Origin of the sequence: Dawidia soli, from assembly GCF_018598185.1 — a bacterium.
Classification (GTDB): domain Bacteria; phylum Bacteroidota; class Bacteroidia; order Cytophagales; family Cyclobacteriaceae; genus Ohtaekwangia; species Ohtaekwangia soli.
The window spans coordinates 70,729-86,981 of the sequence record NZ_JAHESC010000015.1 but is presented as its reverse complement, the minus strand read 5'-3'; the positions used below and the strand labels follow the sequence as shown (position 1 = coordinate 86,981).

14 protein-coding genes are annotated in these 16,253 nt (G+C 55.5%); 11 read left to right on the top strand and 3 right to left on the bottom strand.

Going from position 1 to position 16,253, the window contains the following annotated elements; translation table 11 throughout:
• Nucleotides 1-24 precede the first annotated feature (24 nt).
• The 3 genes from KK078_RS12095 to KK078_RS12085 all read right to left on the bottom strand — a co-directional run bounded on the left by KK078_RS12095 (nucleotide 25) and on the right by KK078_RS12085 (nucleotide 2,863).
• Nucleotides 25-990: a FecR family protein gene (locus KK078_RS12095; RefSeq protein WP_254090538.1), complete on the bottom strand. Its 966-nt coding sequence runs from the start codon at nucleotides 988-990 to the stop codon at nucleotides 25-27.
• A gap of 90 nt (nucleotides 991-1,080) precedes the next feature.
• Complete coding sequence (locus KK078_RS12090; protein ID WP_254090537.1) at nucleotides 1,081-1,644, bottom strand: sigma-70 family RNA polymerase sigma factor; 564 nt, start codon at nucleotides 1,642-1,644, stop codon at nucleotides 1,081-1,083.
• Nucleotides 1,645-1,717: 73 nt separating this feature from the next.
• Nucleotides 1,718-2,863, bottom strand: coding sequence for a PepSY-associated TM helix domain-containing protein (locus tag KK078_RS12085; protein WP_254090536.1), 1,146 nt, complete (start codon nucleotides 2,861-2,863; stop codon nucleotides 1,718-1,720).
• Nucleotides 2,864-3,007: 144 nt separating this feature from the next.
• Between KK078_RS12085 and KK078_RS12080 the strand changes: the two genes are divergently transcribed.
• The 11 genes from KK078_RS12080 to KK078_RS12030 all read left to right on the top strand — a co-directional run bounded on the left by KK078_RS12080 (nucleotide 3,008) and on the right by KK078_RS12030 (nucleotide 16,176).
• Entirely contained in the window at nucleotides 3,008-3,886 is an 879-nt protein-coding gene (locus KK078_RS12080; RefSeq protein ID WP_254090535.1) for a cell division protein FtsX, read from the top strand.
• A 13-nt stretch (nucleotides 3,887-3,899) separates the two neighbouring features.
• Nucleotides 3,900-4,103 carry a DUF3098 domain-containing protein gene (locus tag KK078_RS12075; RefSeq protein ID WP_254090534.1) on the top strand — a complete coding sequence of 68 codons (204 nt, stop codon included), beginning with the start codon at nucleotides 3,900-3,902 and terminating at the stop codon, nucleotides 4,101-4,103.
• Nucleotides 4,104-4,121: 18 nt separating this feature from the next.
• A complete protein-coding gene (locus tag KK078_RS12070; protein ID WP_254090533.1) occupies nucleotides 4,122-4,913 on the top strand; it encodes an undecaprenyl-diphosphate phosphatase in 792 nt (263 codons plus the stop codon).
• Complete coding sequence (gene truB / locus KK078_RS12065) at nucleotides 4,914-5,570, top strand: tRNA pseudouridine(55) synthase TruB (RefSeq protein ID WP_254090532.1); 657 nt, start codon at nucleotides 4,914-4,916, stop codon at nucleotides 5,568-5,570.
• Between the two features lie 21 nt (nucleotides 5,571-5,591).
• On the top strand, nucleotides 5,592-6,524 hold the full coding sequence (locus KK078_RS12060) for a bifunctional riboflavin kinase/FAD synthetase (protein ID WP_254090531.1): 933 nt from the start codon (nucleotides 5,592-5,594) through the stop codon (nucleotides 6,522-6,524).
• A gap of 19 nt (nucleotides 6,525-6,543) precedes the next feature.
• The gene (locus KK078_RS12055) at nucleotides 6,544-8,487 is read left to right on the top strand and encodes an acetoacetate--CoA ligase (protein ID WP_254090530.1); all 1,944 of its coding nucleotides are present in this window, start codon (nucleotides 6,544-6,546) and stop codon (nucleotides 8,485-8,487) included.
• 143 nt (nucleotides 8,488-8,630) lie between these two features.
• On the top strand, nucleotides 8,631-10,028 hold the full coding sequence (locus KK078_RS12050) for a cytochrome ubiquinol oxidase subunit I (protein WP_254090529.1): 1,398 nt from the start codon (nucleotides 8,631-8,633) through the stop codon (nucleotides 10,026-10,028).
• Nucleotides 10,029-10,031: 3 nt separating this feature from the next.
• On the top strand, nucleotides 10,032-11,066 hold the full coding sequence (gene cydB, locus KK078_RS12045; RefSeq protein ID WP_254090528.1) for a cytochrome d ubiquinol oxidase subunit II: 1,035 nt from the start codon (nucleotides 10,032-10,034) through the stop codon (nucleotides 11,064-11,066).
• A 41-nt stretch (nucleotides 11,067-11,107) separates the two neighbouring features.
• Nucleotides 11,108-11,440 carry a gliding motility protein GldC gene (gldC, locus tag KK078_RS12040; protein WP_254090527.1) on the top strand — a complete coding sequence of 111 codons (333 nt, stop codon included), beginning with the start codon at nucleotides 11,108-11,110 and terminating at the stop codon, nucleotides 11,438-11,440.
• Nucleotides 11,441-11,775: 335 nt separating this feature from the next.
• On the top strand, nucleotides 11,776-14,553 hold the full coding sequence (locus tag KK078_RS12035; protein WP_254090526.1) for a TonB-dependent receptor: 2,778 nt from the start codon (nucleotides 11,776-11,778) through the stop codon (nucleotides 14,551-14,553).
• 18 nt (nucleotides 14,554-14,571) lie between these two features.
• Nucleotides 14,572-16,176, top strand: coding sequence for an SGNH/GDSL hydrolase family protein (locus tag KK078_RS12030; protein WP_254090525.1), 1,605 nt, complete (start codon nucleotides 14,572-14,574; stop codon nucleotides 16,174-16,176).
• Nucleotides 16,177-16,253 lie beyond the last annotated feature (77 nt).

Genomic DNA, 16,253 nt, shown 5'->3' with positions numbered 1-16,253 from the left:
CTTCCGGGTTAAGGAGGCATAGCGTTAGCGTTCATGCGCGTATAGCGTTACAGTCTTGTCGTGAATCTCATAGTGAAAATCGATGGCATACGCCATACTGCGAAGAACGGCCGGCAGCGTTGCGCGGGTAAAGGTGCCCGTGTAGCGTTGATCTTTCAGCGCGTCCGATTCGATGTTGACCTGTACGCCATACCAGCGTTCCAGCGCGGTAGCGATCTGCGCGATCGTAAGGTCGTCAAAGATCAGGATGCTCTTTTGCCAGGCCGACGCGCGCGACGCGTCGACATCGGTTTTGGCTTGCAGCAGGCCATCGCGTAGCACGATCTGCTGGTTGGCCAGAAGGGTATCGGCGTCACCCGCCACGTCCGCGTTGGAAAAGACGACGCGTCCCTCCGCCACCGCCAGGGTGGTGGTCGTTTCCGTCGGGTAGGCCTTGAGATTGAATACCGTGCCCAGCACGCGGGTCTCGCTGTGCCCGGTACGAACGAGGAAGGGCTTGCCGGCATTTTTTGTTACCGTAAACAGCGCTTCACCCCGCAGGAATACCCGGCGCAGGGTGTCTGAGAATGACGTCGGGTATTGCAGCTCACTATCGCTGTTCAGCGCTACCTGTGTGCCGTCGGGCAGGGTAACGTTGGCCCTTTGTCCCATGCCTGTCCTGACAGTCTGCAGCGGCACGGGCGACACGTGGGGAGATCGTAAGATCACGAGGTACGTCAGCGCCACTGCGAGCGTAATGCTGGCGGCAATGCCTACGGGTTGGTAGTATTCTTTCCAACGCAGGATGAATGCCGAGGGCCGTTGCCCGACCGGGTCCAACCGGCGCCATACCCGCTGTCCTATCTGTTGTTTCAGCGCGGCCGGAATGTGGCCGGTATCCGGCGCATCTTCCAGGCGCTCACCGTTTAGCCAATCCTCTACCACCCTTCGCTCCTGTTCGGAACAAAGCCCCCGATTATAACGGCTCAATAACTCCGGATTGATTCCCATTCAAGACGTTTTATAGCAAACGGGGTTCAGGCCCATTCATGCAGTAGTTGCGTGGGACGACGATTACCCTGGCGGCAGGATGATTTTTTTTTAAAAGCGGTATCCGCCGAGGTGCTTGCTCAGAAAACGAAGAGCCCGGGTGAGATGGTACTCTACCGTTTTTTCGGAGAGCACGAGCGATGAAGCGATGATCTTGTTCGAAAGACCCCGCTCGCGACTCATCTTATATACGGTCTGGCAGGGGTTCGGCAGCTGGGCGACGAGGGTCGTGACCTGCTCGGTCAGGAACACATAGTTCACGTCATTTTCGGTGGACTCTTCTGCGCCGGAATATCCCTGCATGGCATGACCGAAGTGCGCGGTGCGGTTGCTGGTGTCTCGGTAATGCGCCAATACTTTCAGACGGGCGGCGCGCATCAGGTAGTTTTCCACCGGCCCCTCCACACGAAGCTCATCCTTGCGTTCCCACAACGACTGAAACAATTCGTGCATCAGGTCCTCGGCGAGCGGAATGTCTTTTGTGGCCTGAAAACAGACGGCTAGTACCTTTTCCCAGTATCGATCGTAAAGCGCCTTGAACGCACTTTCGTCAGCGATAAGCAGCGGTAGGGATTCTGAAATGCTATGTTCGGCTGAACCGTGCAAAGACTGCAAAGATTACAGGTTATAGCCCAAAGTAAGCTATTATTTATATCCAGTCCAAATAAGAACATGATAAAAAACAGCCCTACCGCGCTTGTTTTTGGCTTTTTCCTCGTCGCCACCATATTATAAAGCCAGTAATGGGGAGGCTCGCAGCAACCAGCGAGGCGCAGAAAGCCAGCATCTTTCCGGGCAGGTTCAGCACGGTACCGGTGTGGAGATCATAGTTCAGGAGCTTCACCCGGGCGGCGCGATCCAGGTCGTCGAACGAGCCGGATTGTACCCGCTCTCCCGTGTAGCGGTCATAAGAAGATTTGATACGTTCGTAATGGTTGTTAACGGTCTCATAGGCAAAGACATTCACGGTGCCGGTCCTTGCCGCCGGCAGCACCACCAGAAACGATACAGCCCGGGGACTAACGCCACGGGCATCCATCCATATTTTATCGATCACCAAAGGCTGTTGGGCACGGGTGGTATCGGATCCGGGAAATGTTTCTTTCCTGGGCGACGCCCCGCCGTTCGCCACGAACTGTACGCTTTTGTCCATCCACTCGAACGACCATACCAATCCGGTAATGGCCACGATCAGCAGCAGGACAAAGGCATACAGGCCCAGCGTGCGGTGCAGATCATAATTGACGCGTTTGAGCTTGCCGTGCCACTTGATGGTAAAATACTGTTTAAGCTTGGGCGACTTCCACTTCTTCGGCCACCAGAGGATCATGCCGGTAACGAGGAGGATCACAAACAAGAGGGCGGCGTACCCCGTAATGGCGTGGCCTACCGTGTCGCCCAGCCACAGTTGCGTATGCAGGCTGAAGACAAGCTGGAAGAAGTCGGCCTTGGTGTTCTCCGTAGCAACGACCGTTCCGTCGTACGGATTGATGTAGACCTTATTGTAGTAGGTATAATAGTTCCAGTAGAAGATGTTATCCGGATTGGTCCGGGTAGCCCGGAATATATAGGTGCGGCCGGGCGCTTGTGGGATCTCGATCCGCGTGATGGGCTTGTCTTCCCCCAACGTTTTTTGGGCGATGTCCATCAGTCGGGTCAGGGGCCACGGGTGGCCCGGTTGCGGATCTACATACAGTCTGTCGGAATGAAAAATACCCTTGAGCTCCTTTTCAAATGCATACAAACATCCGGTGACACCGAGCACGACCACGATCACGCCGGAGGCCAGCCCGAGCCACAGGTGCAGCCAGCCCACTGCTTTCTTAACTTTCATTGACTTGAATTACCGCCGGCAAAATAGATTTCAAATGCCAGATTCCAAGGGCCGGCACCCGGTGGGCCCCGTTTTTTACAGGCCCTGGTGGCCCCCGGGAGACTACGGTATTTCGTATTTTCTCATAACTTTGGGCCTTACAGCATGGAGAAAGCAACAAGAAAGAAGAAATTGGGCGGCTACCCCGCCATGGGTGTGGTGTTCAGCATCACGCTGGCGCTCTTTGCCCTGGGCTTGTTCGGCACCCTCATGATCTACTCCCGCGAATTCGGGAAGATGGTGCGCGACAACCTCAACGTAAAAGTATACCTCAAAAGCACGCTGACCGAAACCCAGCGCAGCCAGCTGGAAAAGACCCTGCTCGGTAAGGAATATGTCGCCTCTGGCGAAACTGCCCTGAAATACATCTCCAAGGAAGAAGCCGAAAAAGACCTCGTGGCCCAGATCGGCGACTATAAGGAGATCCTTGGCGAGAACCCCCTAAAAGATGCCTTCATTGTCGGCATCAAACCCGGGTTTCAGGACACCACCAACCTGAAGAAGATCAAGGCCGACCTGGAGACCGTCAACGGCATCCTGGAAGCCACCTACGAAAAGCACCTGTTTGACGCTGTCAATAAAAACTTCTTCAACATCTCGATCGTGCTGATCGTGATCGCCGTCATCATGCTGGTGATCACGTTCCTGCTCGTCAGCAATACCCTGCGCATTGCCTTGTTCTCACAGCGTTTCCTGATCCGCAGCATGCAGCTGGTGGGCGCCAAGCGCTGGTTCATTCAGCGGCCGTTCCTGTTCCGCGCCGCGGGCTACGGGCTCCTGGCCGGTGCATTGACGAGCGCATTGCTGTGGATGCTGTCCGATTACTCACAGAAAAAACTTCCGGATATCATGTTGGTGCACAACCAGCAGCACTTCCTGCTCTTACTCGCATTGCTGCTCGGCACCGGTATGATTGTCGCTGTCATCAGCACGTTCTTTTCGATCCACCGGTACCTCAAAATGTCTTTAGACGAACTATACTGATAAACCAACCATCATGCAAAGCAAGCTTCCTTTTGGAAAAAAGAATTATCAATGGATGATCATCGGCGTCGTAACGCTTTTGCTGGGCTTCATCATCATGTCCCTCGATAGCAGCCCGCACGGGTTTGGCTTCCTGGGCCTGACGCTGGGCCCGATCGTGGTGATGGCCGGCTTTATCATGGAGATCTACGCCATTCTCCACAAACCAGTCAAATAGTCTCAGTACACTTCGTCCATGTCTATCCTGCAAGCTATCATCCTCGCCATCATCGAGGGCGTTACGGAGTTCCTGCCGATCTCCTCTACCGGCCACATGATCATCGGCTCGTCGCTGATGGGCATCGGCACCGACCCGTTTGTCAAGATGTTCACCGTGGCCATCCAGCTGGGGGCCATCCTGTCGGTCATCGTACTGTACTGGAAACGGTTCTTTCAGTCCTTTGACTTTTATTATAAGCTCGTCGTGGCATTTCTGCCGGTAGCCATCCTGGGGCTGCTCCTGAACGATTTTATCGATGCCCTGCTGGAGCGTGTGGATGTAGTGGGCTATACGTTGTTGCTCGGCGGTATCTTCTTCCTGTTCATTGACAAGATCTTCAAAGACAATGAAAACAGCACGAAGGAGATCGATTACCCCACCGCCTTCAAGGTCGGTGCATTCCAGCTCTTTGGGCTCATCCCCGGCATGTCGCGCTCGGCCGCAACCATCATCGGCGGCATGACGCAGAAGCTCAACAAAAAAACCGCCGCCGAGTTTTCGTTCTTCCTGGCGGTGCCGACCATGGCCGGTGCCACGTTTATCAAGATGTTGAAATTCTTTATGGACGGCAACAACTTCGGCTCGCATGAGATCACCCTGCTGGCCGTGGGCAATGTTGTCGCGTTTGTCGTGGCCATCCTGGCGATCAAGTCGTTCATCACCTTCCTGACACGCTACGGCTTTAAGCTCTTCGGTTATTACCGCATCGTACTGGGCATCCTCATCCTGGTGCTGTATTACCTCAACGTAGGCCTTACCATTATTTAGATGGAAAGCGCTCCTGAAAGCGAAGGCCGCGTATTGCTCGTCAACAAGCCCCTGGAGTGGACTTCGTTCGATGTGGTCAACAAGTTGCGCTATAAGCTCAAGATGAAAAAGATCGGCCATGCCGGCACGCTCGACCCCCTGGCTACGGGCCTGCTCATCATCTGCACCGGCAAAATGACCAAAAAGATCGAGGAGTTCATGGGCCAGGAGAAAGAATATACCGGCCGCTTCATCATCGGCCAGACCACCCCCTCCTACGACCTCGAAACCGAGGTGAGCGAGCCCCGGGATATCGCTCACATCACGCCGGACATGGTCCGCGCGGCCGCCGCCAAACAGCAAGGACGCATACAACAGTTGCCGCCCTTGCACTCGGCCATCCGCATCGGAGGTAAACGCGCCTATCAATTTGCCCGCAAAGGAAAAGATGTCGAGCTGACACCGCGTGAGGTCGAGATCAGCGCGTTCGAGATCACGGCGGTGAACCTACCCGAAGTATCGTTCCGCATTGTTTGCTCCAAGGGCACATACATTCGCAGCATCGCGCGCGACCTGGGCGAAGCCCTCGGCGTGGGCGCCTACCTGGCCGAATTGTGCCGCACGCGCATTGGGAAATATACGCTCGAAAACGCCCTGTATATTGACGAAATACAGTAGGTTTGCCTACCACTCAGGAGCATGAAGATCTATCATGGAATCGACGATTTTACCCGCCTGGACTATGCCGTTGTCACCAGTGGCACGTTTGACGGCGTGCACGTCGGCCACCAGAAAATACTGAACCGCCTGCGCGAGGTGGCGCTGAAACACGGTGGCGAGACCGTGGTGATCACCTTCTGGCCGCATCCTCGACTGGTATTGCAGCCCGAAGACCGCTCCCTCAAGCTGCTGAACACCTTTGAAGAAAAGGCCGCGCTGCTGAAAGAGCAAGGCATTCAGCACCTGGTGCGCATTCCGTTCACCAAGGAATTTTCGCAGCTCACCTCCGAAGAGTTTATCCAGAAGATCCTGGTACAGACCATCGGCACCAAAAAACTGGTGATCGGCTACGACCACCGCTTTGGCCACAACCGCGAAGGCAGCTTCGAGCAACTGAAGCTCAACGCCCCGCGCTACGGGTTTGACGTAGAGGAAATCCCGCGGCAGGATGTCGACCACGTGGCGGTGAGCTCCTCCAAGATCAGAAAGGCGCTGGAAGAAGGCGACCTCGACACGGCCTCGCACCTGTTGGGCCAGCCGTATAGCCTGACGGGGCGTGTCGTCGTAGGCGACCGCATCGGGCGGCAGCTGGGCTACCCCACCGCCAACATCGACGTCGATACACATTATAAATTGATCCCTGCCGACGGCATTTACGCCGTTACCGTACAGCATGGCCGCGCCTTCTATAAAGGCATGTTGTACATCGGCAACCGACCGACCGTAAACGGTACGAAGCGCGCCATCGAAGTAAACCTCTTCGACTTCGACGGCGATCTGTATGGCGAAAGTCTAACGCTGCGCTTCCACGCGTTTATTCGCGGCGACGAGAAGTTCCCGGACCTTGACACGTTGAAACACAAGCTGGCCCAGGATAAAATCGATGCCCTGCGCTTGCTGCAAGAACAGTAACGCATACCCCAATCCCTCTATGCAACCCCTTTGGATTCCTTCGGAAGAAACGATACAGCAATCCAACCTGCTGCGCTACACGCAATGGCTGACCCGCACCCGCGGTCTTTCCTTCGCGGCGTACGACGCTCTCTGGCAATGGTCGACAGCCCAGGCCGGCGACTTCTGGCAAAGCCTGTGGGAATACTTCGACATCCAACACGACGGCTCCTACCAACACGCCGTGACAGGCACCATGCCCCGCGCGCAATGGTTTGAAGGCACGCGCCTGAATTACGCCGAGCACATCTTTCGCCGCGCCTCCGATGCGCATCCGGCCATTGTCTTTCAGCGCGAAGGCGGCGCCCTGCACGAAACCTCCTGGGCTACGTTGCGCGGGCAGGTAGCCTCGCTGCAGCAGTTCTTCCGCGTGCAAAACGTCACCCCCGGCGACCGCATCGCGGCCTACATGCCGGGCATTCCCGAAGCATCGGCGGCGTTCCTCGCCACGAGCGCGCTGGGCGCAGTATGGTCGTCGTGCTCACCCGACTTTGGCACACCGGCGGTCATTGACCGCTTTGCGCAGATCGAGCCGAAGATCCTGGTCGCCGTCGATGCCTATACCTACGGCGGTAAGACCTTCGACAAGCGTAGCGTCGTGCAGGAGCTCGTCGACGCATTGCCCTCCTTACAGTGCGTGATCCTCCTCTCCGCGCACCCGGAGCCGCCCACACTGGCCAAGCCGGTCGTCTCGTGGCGCGATGTTACCAAACCGACAGACGCCGCGTTGCAGTTCGTACGCGTGCCGTTCAGCCATCCGCTGTGGATCCTATACTCGTCGGGAACTACCGGGCTGCCCAAAGCCATTGTACAGGGACACGGCGGTATCCTGCTGGAGCATCTGAAGTACGGTACGTTTCACAACGACTTTAAACCCGGCGAACGTTGCTTCTGGTACACCACTACCGGGTGGATGATGTGGAATTATATACACGGCAGCCTGCTGGCGAGGGGCACGATGGTACTCTACGACGGCAGCCCCGGTTATCCTGACCTGAACGTGCTTTGGAAGTTTGCCGCGCAGGCACGTATACATCACTTTGGTACCAGCGCGGGCTTTATCCTGGCGTGTATCAAAGCTGGTATACATCCGGCGGAACTGGGTGATCTGAGCGCCCTGCGCTCTGTCAGCTCCACCGGCAGTACCCTGCCGCCGGAAGGTTTTGAGTGGATCTACCGCACCGTGAAGCACGATCTGTGGCTGGCATCGATGAGCGGCGGTACCGATGTGTGCAGTGCCTTCGTAGGCGGCAACCCTACCCTGCCGGTATACACCGGCGAGATCCAATGCCGGGCGCTGGGCTGCAGCCTGGAGGCGTGGAGTGAAGACGGCCGCCCCTTGCTGGACGAAGTAGGCGAAATGGTCATTACCCGCCCCATGCCTTCCATGCCGGTCTATTTCTGGAACGATCCCGACTTTACACGGTATACCGAAAGTTATTTCGACATGTACCCCGGCACCTGGCGCCATGGCGACTGGATCCAGATCACACCGCACCAGGGCGTGATCATCTACGGCCGGTCAGACGCCACGCTCAACCGCGGCGGCGTGCGCATCGGCACCAGCGAAATATACCGCGCTGTAGACAAGGTGAAGGAGGTGAAAGACAGCCTGGTGATCTGCCTGGAAAAATCAGGCGGTGAGTTCTGGATGCCGCTCTTTGTGGTGATGCAGGATGGCGTGGCCCTCACGGACGACATCCGTAAAAAGATCAACACCGCCATCCGCACGGACTACAGTCCACGCCATGTGCCCGATGAGATCATCGCCGTGCCGGATGTGCCGTATACTATCAGTGGCAAAAAGACCGAAACGCCGGTGAAGAAAATCCTGTTGGGAAAAGATCCAAAGGCCGTGCTGAACACCGGGTCGTTAAAAAACCCAGCCTCCATGGATTTCTTTTTAGGGCTGGTAAAAAAATGATTGACGAATGGCCTGAAATGGACCGCATGCATTCGTTGGAACAAACGTATTAAACAGGATCATTGTTTCATACCCGGCGGTACTTCTTTTAACATGTTTTCCTGCTTGTGCCATAACCATTCAGGCTGTAGCTTTAGGTCCCGATGGACGTAGAAATTCTCTCCCGTATACAATTCGCCTTTACCATTGCCTTTCACTATATCTATCCGCCGCTGAGCATTGGGCTGGGTTTAGTGATGGTACTGATGGAAGGCATGTACCTGAAGACCGGTGATGTCATCTATGAAAAGATGACCCGCTTCTGGGTAAAGATCTTTGCGCTGATCTTCGGCATTGGTGTCGCCACCGGCATTGTCATGGAGTTTGAGTTCGGTACCAACTGGGCCGTATACTCGCGCTATGTCGGCGATGTGTTTGGCAGTGCCCTGGCGGCCGAAGGTATATTTGCGTTTGCACTCGAGTCGGGCTTCCTCGGCATCCTCATCTTTGGCTGGAACCGTGTAGGCCCGCGTGTACATTTCTTCTCGACCATTATGGTCACGCTGGGCTCGATGTTCTCTGCCATCTGGATCGTGGTGGCAAACTCCTGGCAGCAAACACCCGCGGGATATCACGTGGTGGGCGAAGGCATGGATGCCCGCGCGGAGATCACCGACTTCTGGGCGATGGTCTTTAATCCTTCGTCTGTCGATCGCATTTTGCATGTGTGGTCAGGCTCTTTCTTAGCCGGTGCTTTCCTCGTCACCAGCGTGAGCGCGTGGTATCTTTTAAAAGGGAAGTATATCGGGCTGTCGCGGGCATCGTTTAAGATCGCGCTGACGGTGGCATTGGCCGCCTCGCTGTTCCAGCTCTTTACAGGACACCGCTCGGCCGACATCGTAGCGCATCACCAGCCGGCAAAACTCGCGGCCATGGAAGGGCACTTCGATTCGCTCGCGGTAGCCGATATGTATCTGTTCGGCTGGGTGAACAAAGAGGAGCAGACGACCTCGGGCGTTTCTATACCCGGCGGGCTTTCGTTTATGATCCACGGCGACTTCAACAAGCCGGTGCCCGGGCTTACCAGCATTCCTGAAAAAGACCGGCCGGGTGCGGTGAACTTTGTCTTTCAGACCTATCATACCATGATCGCCATCGGCATGTTCCTGATCGCGCTGTCGTTATACGCTGCCTTCCTCTGGTGGCGGGGCACGCTCTTCGACAAACGCTGGTTGTTGTGGTTGTATGTGTGGGCGGTGCTGCTGCCGCAGATCGCAAACCAGGTGGGCTGGTATACCGCCGAGGTGGGGCGGCAACCGTGGGTGGTCTATAAATTATTACGCACGTCCGATGCGCTGTCCGAAGCGGTTACAGCCAACCAGGTGTTGTCGTCGCTCATTCTTTTTACGCTGGTGTACATCCTGCTGTTCGCGTTGTTTATATATCTATTAAACAAAAAGATCACGCACGGTCCGTACGACACACACAGCGAAGACCACAGCCCGCGACACCTGGAAATGGCCGAGTCTGTTAAATCGTCACACCCCGCTAACCCCTCCTAGCCCATGGAAACCTTTATCGGTATTGATTACGCTACCTGGTGGTTCCTGCTGATCGGCGCCGTCTTTACGGGCTACGCCATCCTCGATGGTTTCGACCTGGGCGCCGGTGCTCTGCACCTTTTCCTCAACAAAGAGAACAGCCGGCGCATTGCACTCAATGCCATCGGCCCCGTGTGGGACGGTAACGAGGTGTGGCTGGTCATTGGCGGGGGCGCGTTGTTTGCCGGCTTCCCGGAGGTATATGCGTCGCTGCTCTCCGCGTTCTATACACCGTTTATGATCTTTCTGGTGGCGCTCATCTTTCGCGCGATCTCGATTGAGTTTCGCAGCAAAGAGCCGATGGTGTGGTGGCGGCGCCTGTGGGACGTGAGCTATTGCCTTTCGAGCGCGCTGCTGGCATTTCTGCTGGGCATGATGCTCGGCAACGTGGCGCAAGGCATCCCGCTCGACAAAGATCATATATACCGCGGCTCGGACATGTCGTTCATCAACCCGTATGCCTGTATGGTCGGCACCACGTCGCTGGCGCTCTTTATGATGCACGGCGCGATCTACCTGGTAATGAAAACCGAAGACCGCCTGTATGCCAAGCTCACGATCATCGTGCGGCGCACGACCATTTTCTTTGTCATCAGCTTTGTCATCACGTCGTTCTACACGGTATTGTATATACCGCACATGGCCGACCAGATCCACGACAGTCCGTCCATGTTCGTACTACCGGTCATCATGATCCTGGGCATTGCCAGCATCACCCGCATGGTGGCGAAACGCAGATACCTGCTGGCGTTCCTGTCGTCGGCGCTGGTGATCAGCGTGGCCCTGATGATCGTCTGCCTGGAGTTGTTTCCCGTCATTCTCTACTCGGCCGGTGCGCCGGCCAATAGCCTGACGGTGTACAACGCGGCCTCGTCCGAAAAGACCCTGGGCATTATGCTGACGGTGGCGGCCATCGGCGTGCCGCTGGTGGCGGCCTATACCACGTTCGTATTCTGGACCTTTAAAGGTAAAGTGACGCTGGACGAAACAAGCTATTGAGCCGGGAACACTAAACCGCCGGCACCTGTTATATTTGGGCCATGAAAAAATCATCGATCCAATTCGACGTCGAGCTTGACGACAAAAATATGCCCGAAAAGATCCTGTGGGACGCGACCGATAAGCCGGAGCCGGGCCAGAGTGAGACCAAGTCCATGATGGTGGCCCTGTGGGATCACAACCTCAAGAACACCCTGCGCATTGCCCTGTGGGCCAAGGACATGCCCGTAGAGGATATGAAGCGGTTCTACGTTGACTGTATCGGCGGCATCGGCGAGAGCATTCTACGGGCCACCAACGACGAAGTCATGAGCAACGAGATCAACGCCCTGTGCGAACGCCTGGTGAAGCACGTTCTTAAAAATCCGCAATAACCCACTTTCGCTGACACATCGGCGGGCAAGCCCGCCTTCGTGAAAATTTCAGCGAGCTTGCCCGCCGTCGCTAACGCTACGGCGGGCTTTTTTTACCCCTTCGGGTTTGCGTTACACCCGAAAACGCCTTTTCCGGCGCGTTAAAATGCCTACCCCCGAAAAGTCCGGATGTATATTAAATTTTGCTCATAACCACTTCAAATTATGCAAACGGCCTTGTTCAAACGTTTGTTTTTTTGAGATTTTTTGTACTTTTCCATATGGAAGCTCGGTATGCATAACAAATCGGGCACCAATAGGACCCCTTTCACTTAACCTATTTCCGTATTGAACCCATGAAAAAAATCTACAAAGCTTCGTTAGCGATTGTGCTGATGGCGCTGTTGTCGGCCGCCGTTCACGCTCAGACCTCTATTTCCGGAAAAGTTACGGATGCCGCTACCGGCGAACCCCTGGCGGGGGTCAACATTCTCGTCAAAGGACGGGTTATCGGTACTATTTCGGATGCAGGGGGCGAGTTTTCCCTGAAAGCCAATGACGCGCCTCCCCTCACCCTGGCCTTCTCGTTTGTGGGCTACCAGACGGTGGAAGTGGCCGTAACCAACGCTACCACCACAGGCCTGGAAGTTAAGCTGGAAGAGCAGACCGTGCTCGGCCAGGAAGTCGTGATCTCGGCTTCGCGTGTGGAAGAAAGCATCATGCGCTCGCCCGTAACGGTCGAGAAGGTTGACCTGCTGGCGATCCAACAGGCCTCCGCACCCGACTTTTACGACGCATTGGCCAACGTGAAAGGCGTGCAGTTCACCTCGAGCAGCCTCAACTTTCCGCAGGTCAACACACGCGGCTTTGCGACCATCGCCAATGTGCGCTTTGTGCAGCTGGTGGATGGTATGGACACGCAGGCTCCCCTGCTGAACTTCCCCACCGGTAACATTGTAGGCATCGGCGAGCTCGATGCGGAAAGCATGGAGCTGGTGCCGGGCGCCGCATCGGCACTGTATGGCCCGAATGCGTTTAACGGCATTCTCATCATGAAAAGCAAAAGCCCGTTTGAATACCAGGGTCTCAGCGCACAGTTCAAGGGTGGACTGACAACGTCGGATGCACAGGGCAAATCGTACCCGATGACCAGTTTCGGCATTCGCTATGCGAAGGCGTTCAACAACAAGTTTGCCTTCAAAGTCAATTTCTCGATGATGGATGCTGAAGACTGGCATAGCAACGACTATAAGACCGATGTGAACCGGCCCGAGTCTACGCTAGACCTGAGCGGCCAGCCGAACTTCAATGGTGTGAATACTTATGGTGATGAAGCCGTGATCAATATACCGGCATCCGCGCTTCCGGCGGGGTACCAGGGTGGTTCGCTCGACGTACGTCGTACCGGTTGGAGAGAAGAGGACATTGTCGACAACTATGACGCAAAAAGCATAAAAGGTGACGTAGCGCTGCACTATCGCATTACGGACAAGATCGAAGCATTGTATAACTATCGTTACGGCGGTGGCAGCTCTGTATACCAGGGCTCACAGAAATATGCATTGCGCGACTTCACGCAGCAGTTTCACAAAGTTGAGTTGCGCGGCCAGAACTTTTTTGTGCGCGGCTACATGACCGCTACTGACGCCGGTGACTCCTACAATATGGCGGCCCTTGGTGGGCTCATGAATGAACGTATCAGCCCCACCGCTACCGTATGGGCTCCTGCGTATGCGCGCCAGTATTTTCTTGCACTGCAAGGCTACGTACCCGGTGTAACGGGTGGTGATCCTGCCGCCGCACATGCCGAAGCTCGCAGAGTTGCCGATGGAACCCGGCCTGCGGTAGGCACAAAAGAGTACAACGACCTGGTGGAGTCCGTGCGCAACGACTACTTCCAGCGCGACCCGGCCGGCGCCAAATTCAAAGATCAATCGCGTTTGTACCACGCCGAGTTCAACTATAACTTTGCCGACCGCATTAAGTTTGCGGAAATTCAGGTAGGCGGTAACTTCCGCCGGTACAGCCTCTTCTCCGACGGTACAATTTTTAACGAAGCGCCGGATGACGGTACGGACTTCGAGCGGATCAACATCGACGAGTTCGGTGTCTACGGCCAGATTTCCAAAACACTGGCAGAGGCCCTCAAGCTGACCGGCTCCCTCCGTTATGACAAGAACCAGAATTTCGACGGTCGTGTAACGCCCCGCATCTCGGCCGTATATACCGTGAACGAAAACCATAACATCCGGGCGTCGTTCCAGACAGGTTTCCGCAATCCCGACACGCAAGCACAGTTCATTTATTTCCCCGCCGGCACCAACATACTGTTGGGCAGCGCGAAGAAAAATGCCGAACGCTACGGCATCCACAACGGTGGCGGCTGGACACGGGCGTCGTACGAAGATTTCGTGGCCAATGGCGGCCGGATAAATGCAGACGGCTCGATCGCTTCGGGCGATGCATCACGGCTCGTCATTGCCAACGTCGACTATGTAGAGCCTGAGCAGCTGCGCGCCTATGAGGTAGGCTATAAAGGCGTTTTCGGCGGCGACCTGCTGCTGGATGTCAATGCCTATTACAATGCCTATAAAGATTTTATCGGCTCGCTGGATGTGGTCAGCAACCATGCCACCACCCACCAGGGCGACAATGTACCGGCAGGCACGGTATTCTCACCCTATGTCAACTCGGCGGCTACGGTAAGCTCGTTCGGTGTGGGCGTGGGCGCAACCTATAACCTGCCAAAAGGCTATCAGCTTACCGGTAACTACAACTACGCTACGCTGGACGAAGATAAGGATCAGGATCCTAACTTCCGGTCAGGCTTTAACACGCCGGAGAACAAGTTCTCCGTGGGCATCGGCAACCGTAAGCTTACGAAGACACTGGGTTTCAACATAAGCTACCGGTGGCAGGATGAGTTTCTGTGGGAATCTGACTTCGGCTCGTGGAACGTACCTTCTTTCGGTGTAATTGATGCACAAGTGAGCTATAGAATTACCGCGATCAAAACCATCGCAAAAATTGGTGGTGCCAACATTGGTGGCGGCGACTACCGCACCAACCTGGGTGGTCCTTTCGTAGGACAGCAATATTATATTTCCCTCACGTTTGACGAATTCTTTAAATAAGCTTCAACTCCGACGATCATGAAAAAGATTATATACCTGGGTTATACCCTTTCGCTTATGCTCCTGGTCAGCGCGTGCGATCAGGAGGTGATCGACCTGCAGCAGCCGGAAGTAATCGACAAATGCGAAGGTGCGGATCCTGGCTCCGCTAACTTTTCGAAGTTTGTAACCATCGGCGAATCGCTCGTGGCCGGATTCCAGGCGGGAGCCTTGTTTACCGAGGGGCAGAACAGTTCACTCGGTGTGATCCTTGCCAACCAACTGGAATGTGTGGGCGGGGCCGCGACCTTTAACCAGCCCGATATCAACTCGGTGAATGGCTATAACGCCACCTATTCAAACCCCGGCGCGGGTGTTATCCTCGGCCGTATGATCCTGTTTGACTCTGACGGTGCCGGGCCGAAAGGACCGCTACCGACGCCGGCCGGTGCGCCTGGCGTGCCGGCGCCGTATAACACGGCCGATGTGCCGGCGAATTATGCGGGTGACAAGTCAAAGCTCAACAACTTCGCGGTGCCGGGCGTTCAACTACTACATTTCATACGACCGGAGGCCGGAGGACCCGCCGTCCCTGAAAATCCTCTCTACAACAGATTGTATGAACGTTTCGCCAGTAACCCGGGCACCAGTACAATACTGGGCGACGCATTGGCCACACAACCCACGTTTTTTCTGTTCTGGGGGGGTAACAACGATGTCCTTGGCTATGCCATCTCGGGCGGATCGAACGAGCTGATACTGACCAGCGAAGCTGACTTCCAAATACGATACAACGCTATTATCTCTTCGCTGTTGGGCTCCAGCGAAACAATAAAAGGCGTCATCGGCAACGTGCCCGATGTAACGTCCATTCCGCATTTCACAACGGTAAAGTATAACAACATTCCGTTGGATGTCGCCACCGCCAACATGTTAAATGCCGGCTTCGGGGGCTTTAATTCTGCGTTGGATGCAGTCGTTGCATACCTTGGTCACAATGCTGCCGATGCCACCCGGCGAAAGATAAACTTTGCCGCCGGCAACAATGCCATCGTGATTGTAGACGAAAGTCTGAGCGATCTGGGCCCCGAGTTCGACCAGCTCCGCGCCGCCAATGCCATCAACGACGCGCAGCGCGCTGCCCTTGCGCCCTATGAGCAAGCGCGCCAGGCCACGGCGGAAGATCTCTTTCCGCTTTCCGCCGGCTCTGTGCTGGGTACCATTCCGAATGGCGGTAATGCCACCACCATCATCGGCCTGACCGTGCCCCTGGCAGACCAGTATACACTTACCAAAGCCGAGGTCGACGTTGTTCGCGTACGCACGGAAGCCTTTAACAACCATATCAAGGGCGTCGCAGCCCAAAACTCGCGCATCGCCCTGGCCGATGTCAATGCTACATTCGCAGCGTTTGTAAAAGCCGGTCTGCTGTACCAGGACAATGTATCGATCACGCCGAACTTTACACCTCCTTACGGTGCATTTTCGGAGGATGGCGTACACCCCAACAGCCGCGGATATGCTTACGCAGCAAACATCTTTATCAATGCAATCAATGCTAAGTTTGGTTCAACGATACCGCTGGTAAAAATCGGTTCGTACGGCCCCCCGACGGGGTTGCCGGTGTCACCTGCCGGATTGTAAAGAAATATTGCCTATCATGAAAGAGACCGTTCGCACAGGACGGTCTCTTTTTATTTGTGAACCGTTCACCTCCCGAC

Bases quoted from the DNA above. Each gene is read 5' to 3' on its own strand.
- KK078_RS12095 (WP_254090538.1), bottom strand. From the start codon at position 990: ATGGGAATCAATCCGGAGTTATTGAGCCGTTATAATCGGGGGCTTTGT.
- KK078_RS12085 (WP_254090536.1), bottom strand. From the start codon at position 2,863: ATGAAAGTTAAGAAAGCAGTGGGCTGGCTGCACCTGTGGCTCGGGCTG.
- KK078_RS12080 (WP_254090535.1), top strand. From the start codon at position 3,008: ATGGAGAAAGCAACAAGAAAGAAGAAATTGGGCGGCTACCCCGCCATG.
- KK078_RS12075 (WP_254090534.1), top strand. From the start codon at position 3,900: ATGCAAAGCAAGCTTCCTTTTGGAAAAAAGAATTATCAATGGATGATC.
- KK078_RS12070 (WP_254090533.1), top strand. From the start codon at position 4,122: ATGTCTATCCTGCAAGCTATCATCCTCGCCATCATCGAGGGCGTTACG.
- truB (WP_254090532.1), top strand. From the start codon at position 4,914: ATGGAAAGCGCTCCTGAAAGCGAAGGCCGCGTATTGCTCGTCAACAAG.
- KK078_RS12060 (WP_254090531.1), top strand. From the start codon at position 5,592: ATGAAGATCTATCATGGAATCGACGATTTTACCCGCCTGGACTATGCC.
- KK078_RS12055 (WP_254090530.1), top strand. From the start codon at position 6,544: ATGCAACCCCTTTGGATTCCTTCGGAAGAAACGATACAGCAATCCAAC.
- KK078_RS12050 (WP_254090529.1), top strand. From the start codon at position 8,631: ATGGACGTAGAAATTCTCTCCCGTATACAATTCGCCTTTACCATTGCC.
- cydB (WP_254090528.1), top strand. From the start codon at position 10,032: ATGGAAACCTTTATCGGTATTGATTACGCTACCTGGTGGTTCCTGCTG.
- gldC (WP_254090527.1), top strand. From the start codon at position 11,108: ATGAAAAAATCATCGATCCAATTCGACGTCGAGCTTGACGACAAAAAT.
- KK078_RS12035 (WP_254090526.1), top strand. From the start codon at position 11,776: ATGAAAAAAATCTACAAAGCTTCGTTAGCGATTGTGCTGATGGCGCTG.
- KK078_RS12030 (WP_254090525.1), top strand. From the start codon at position 14,572: ATGAAAAAGATTATATACCTGGGTTATACCCTTTCGCTTATGCTCCTG.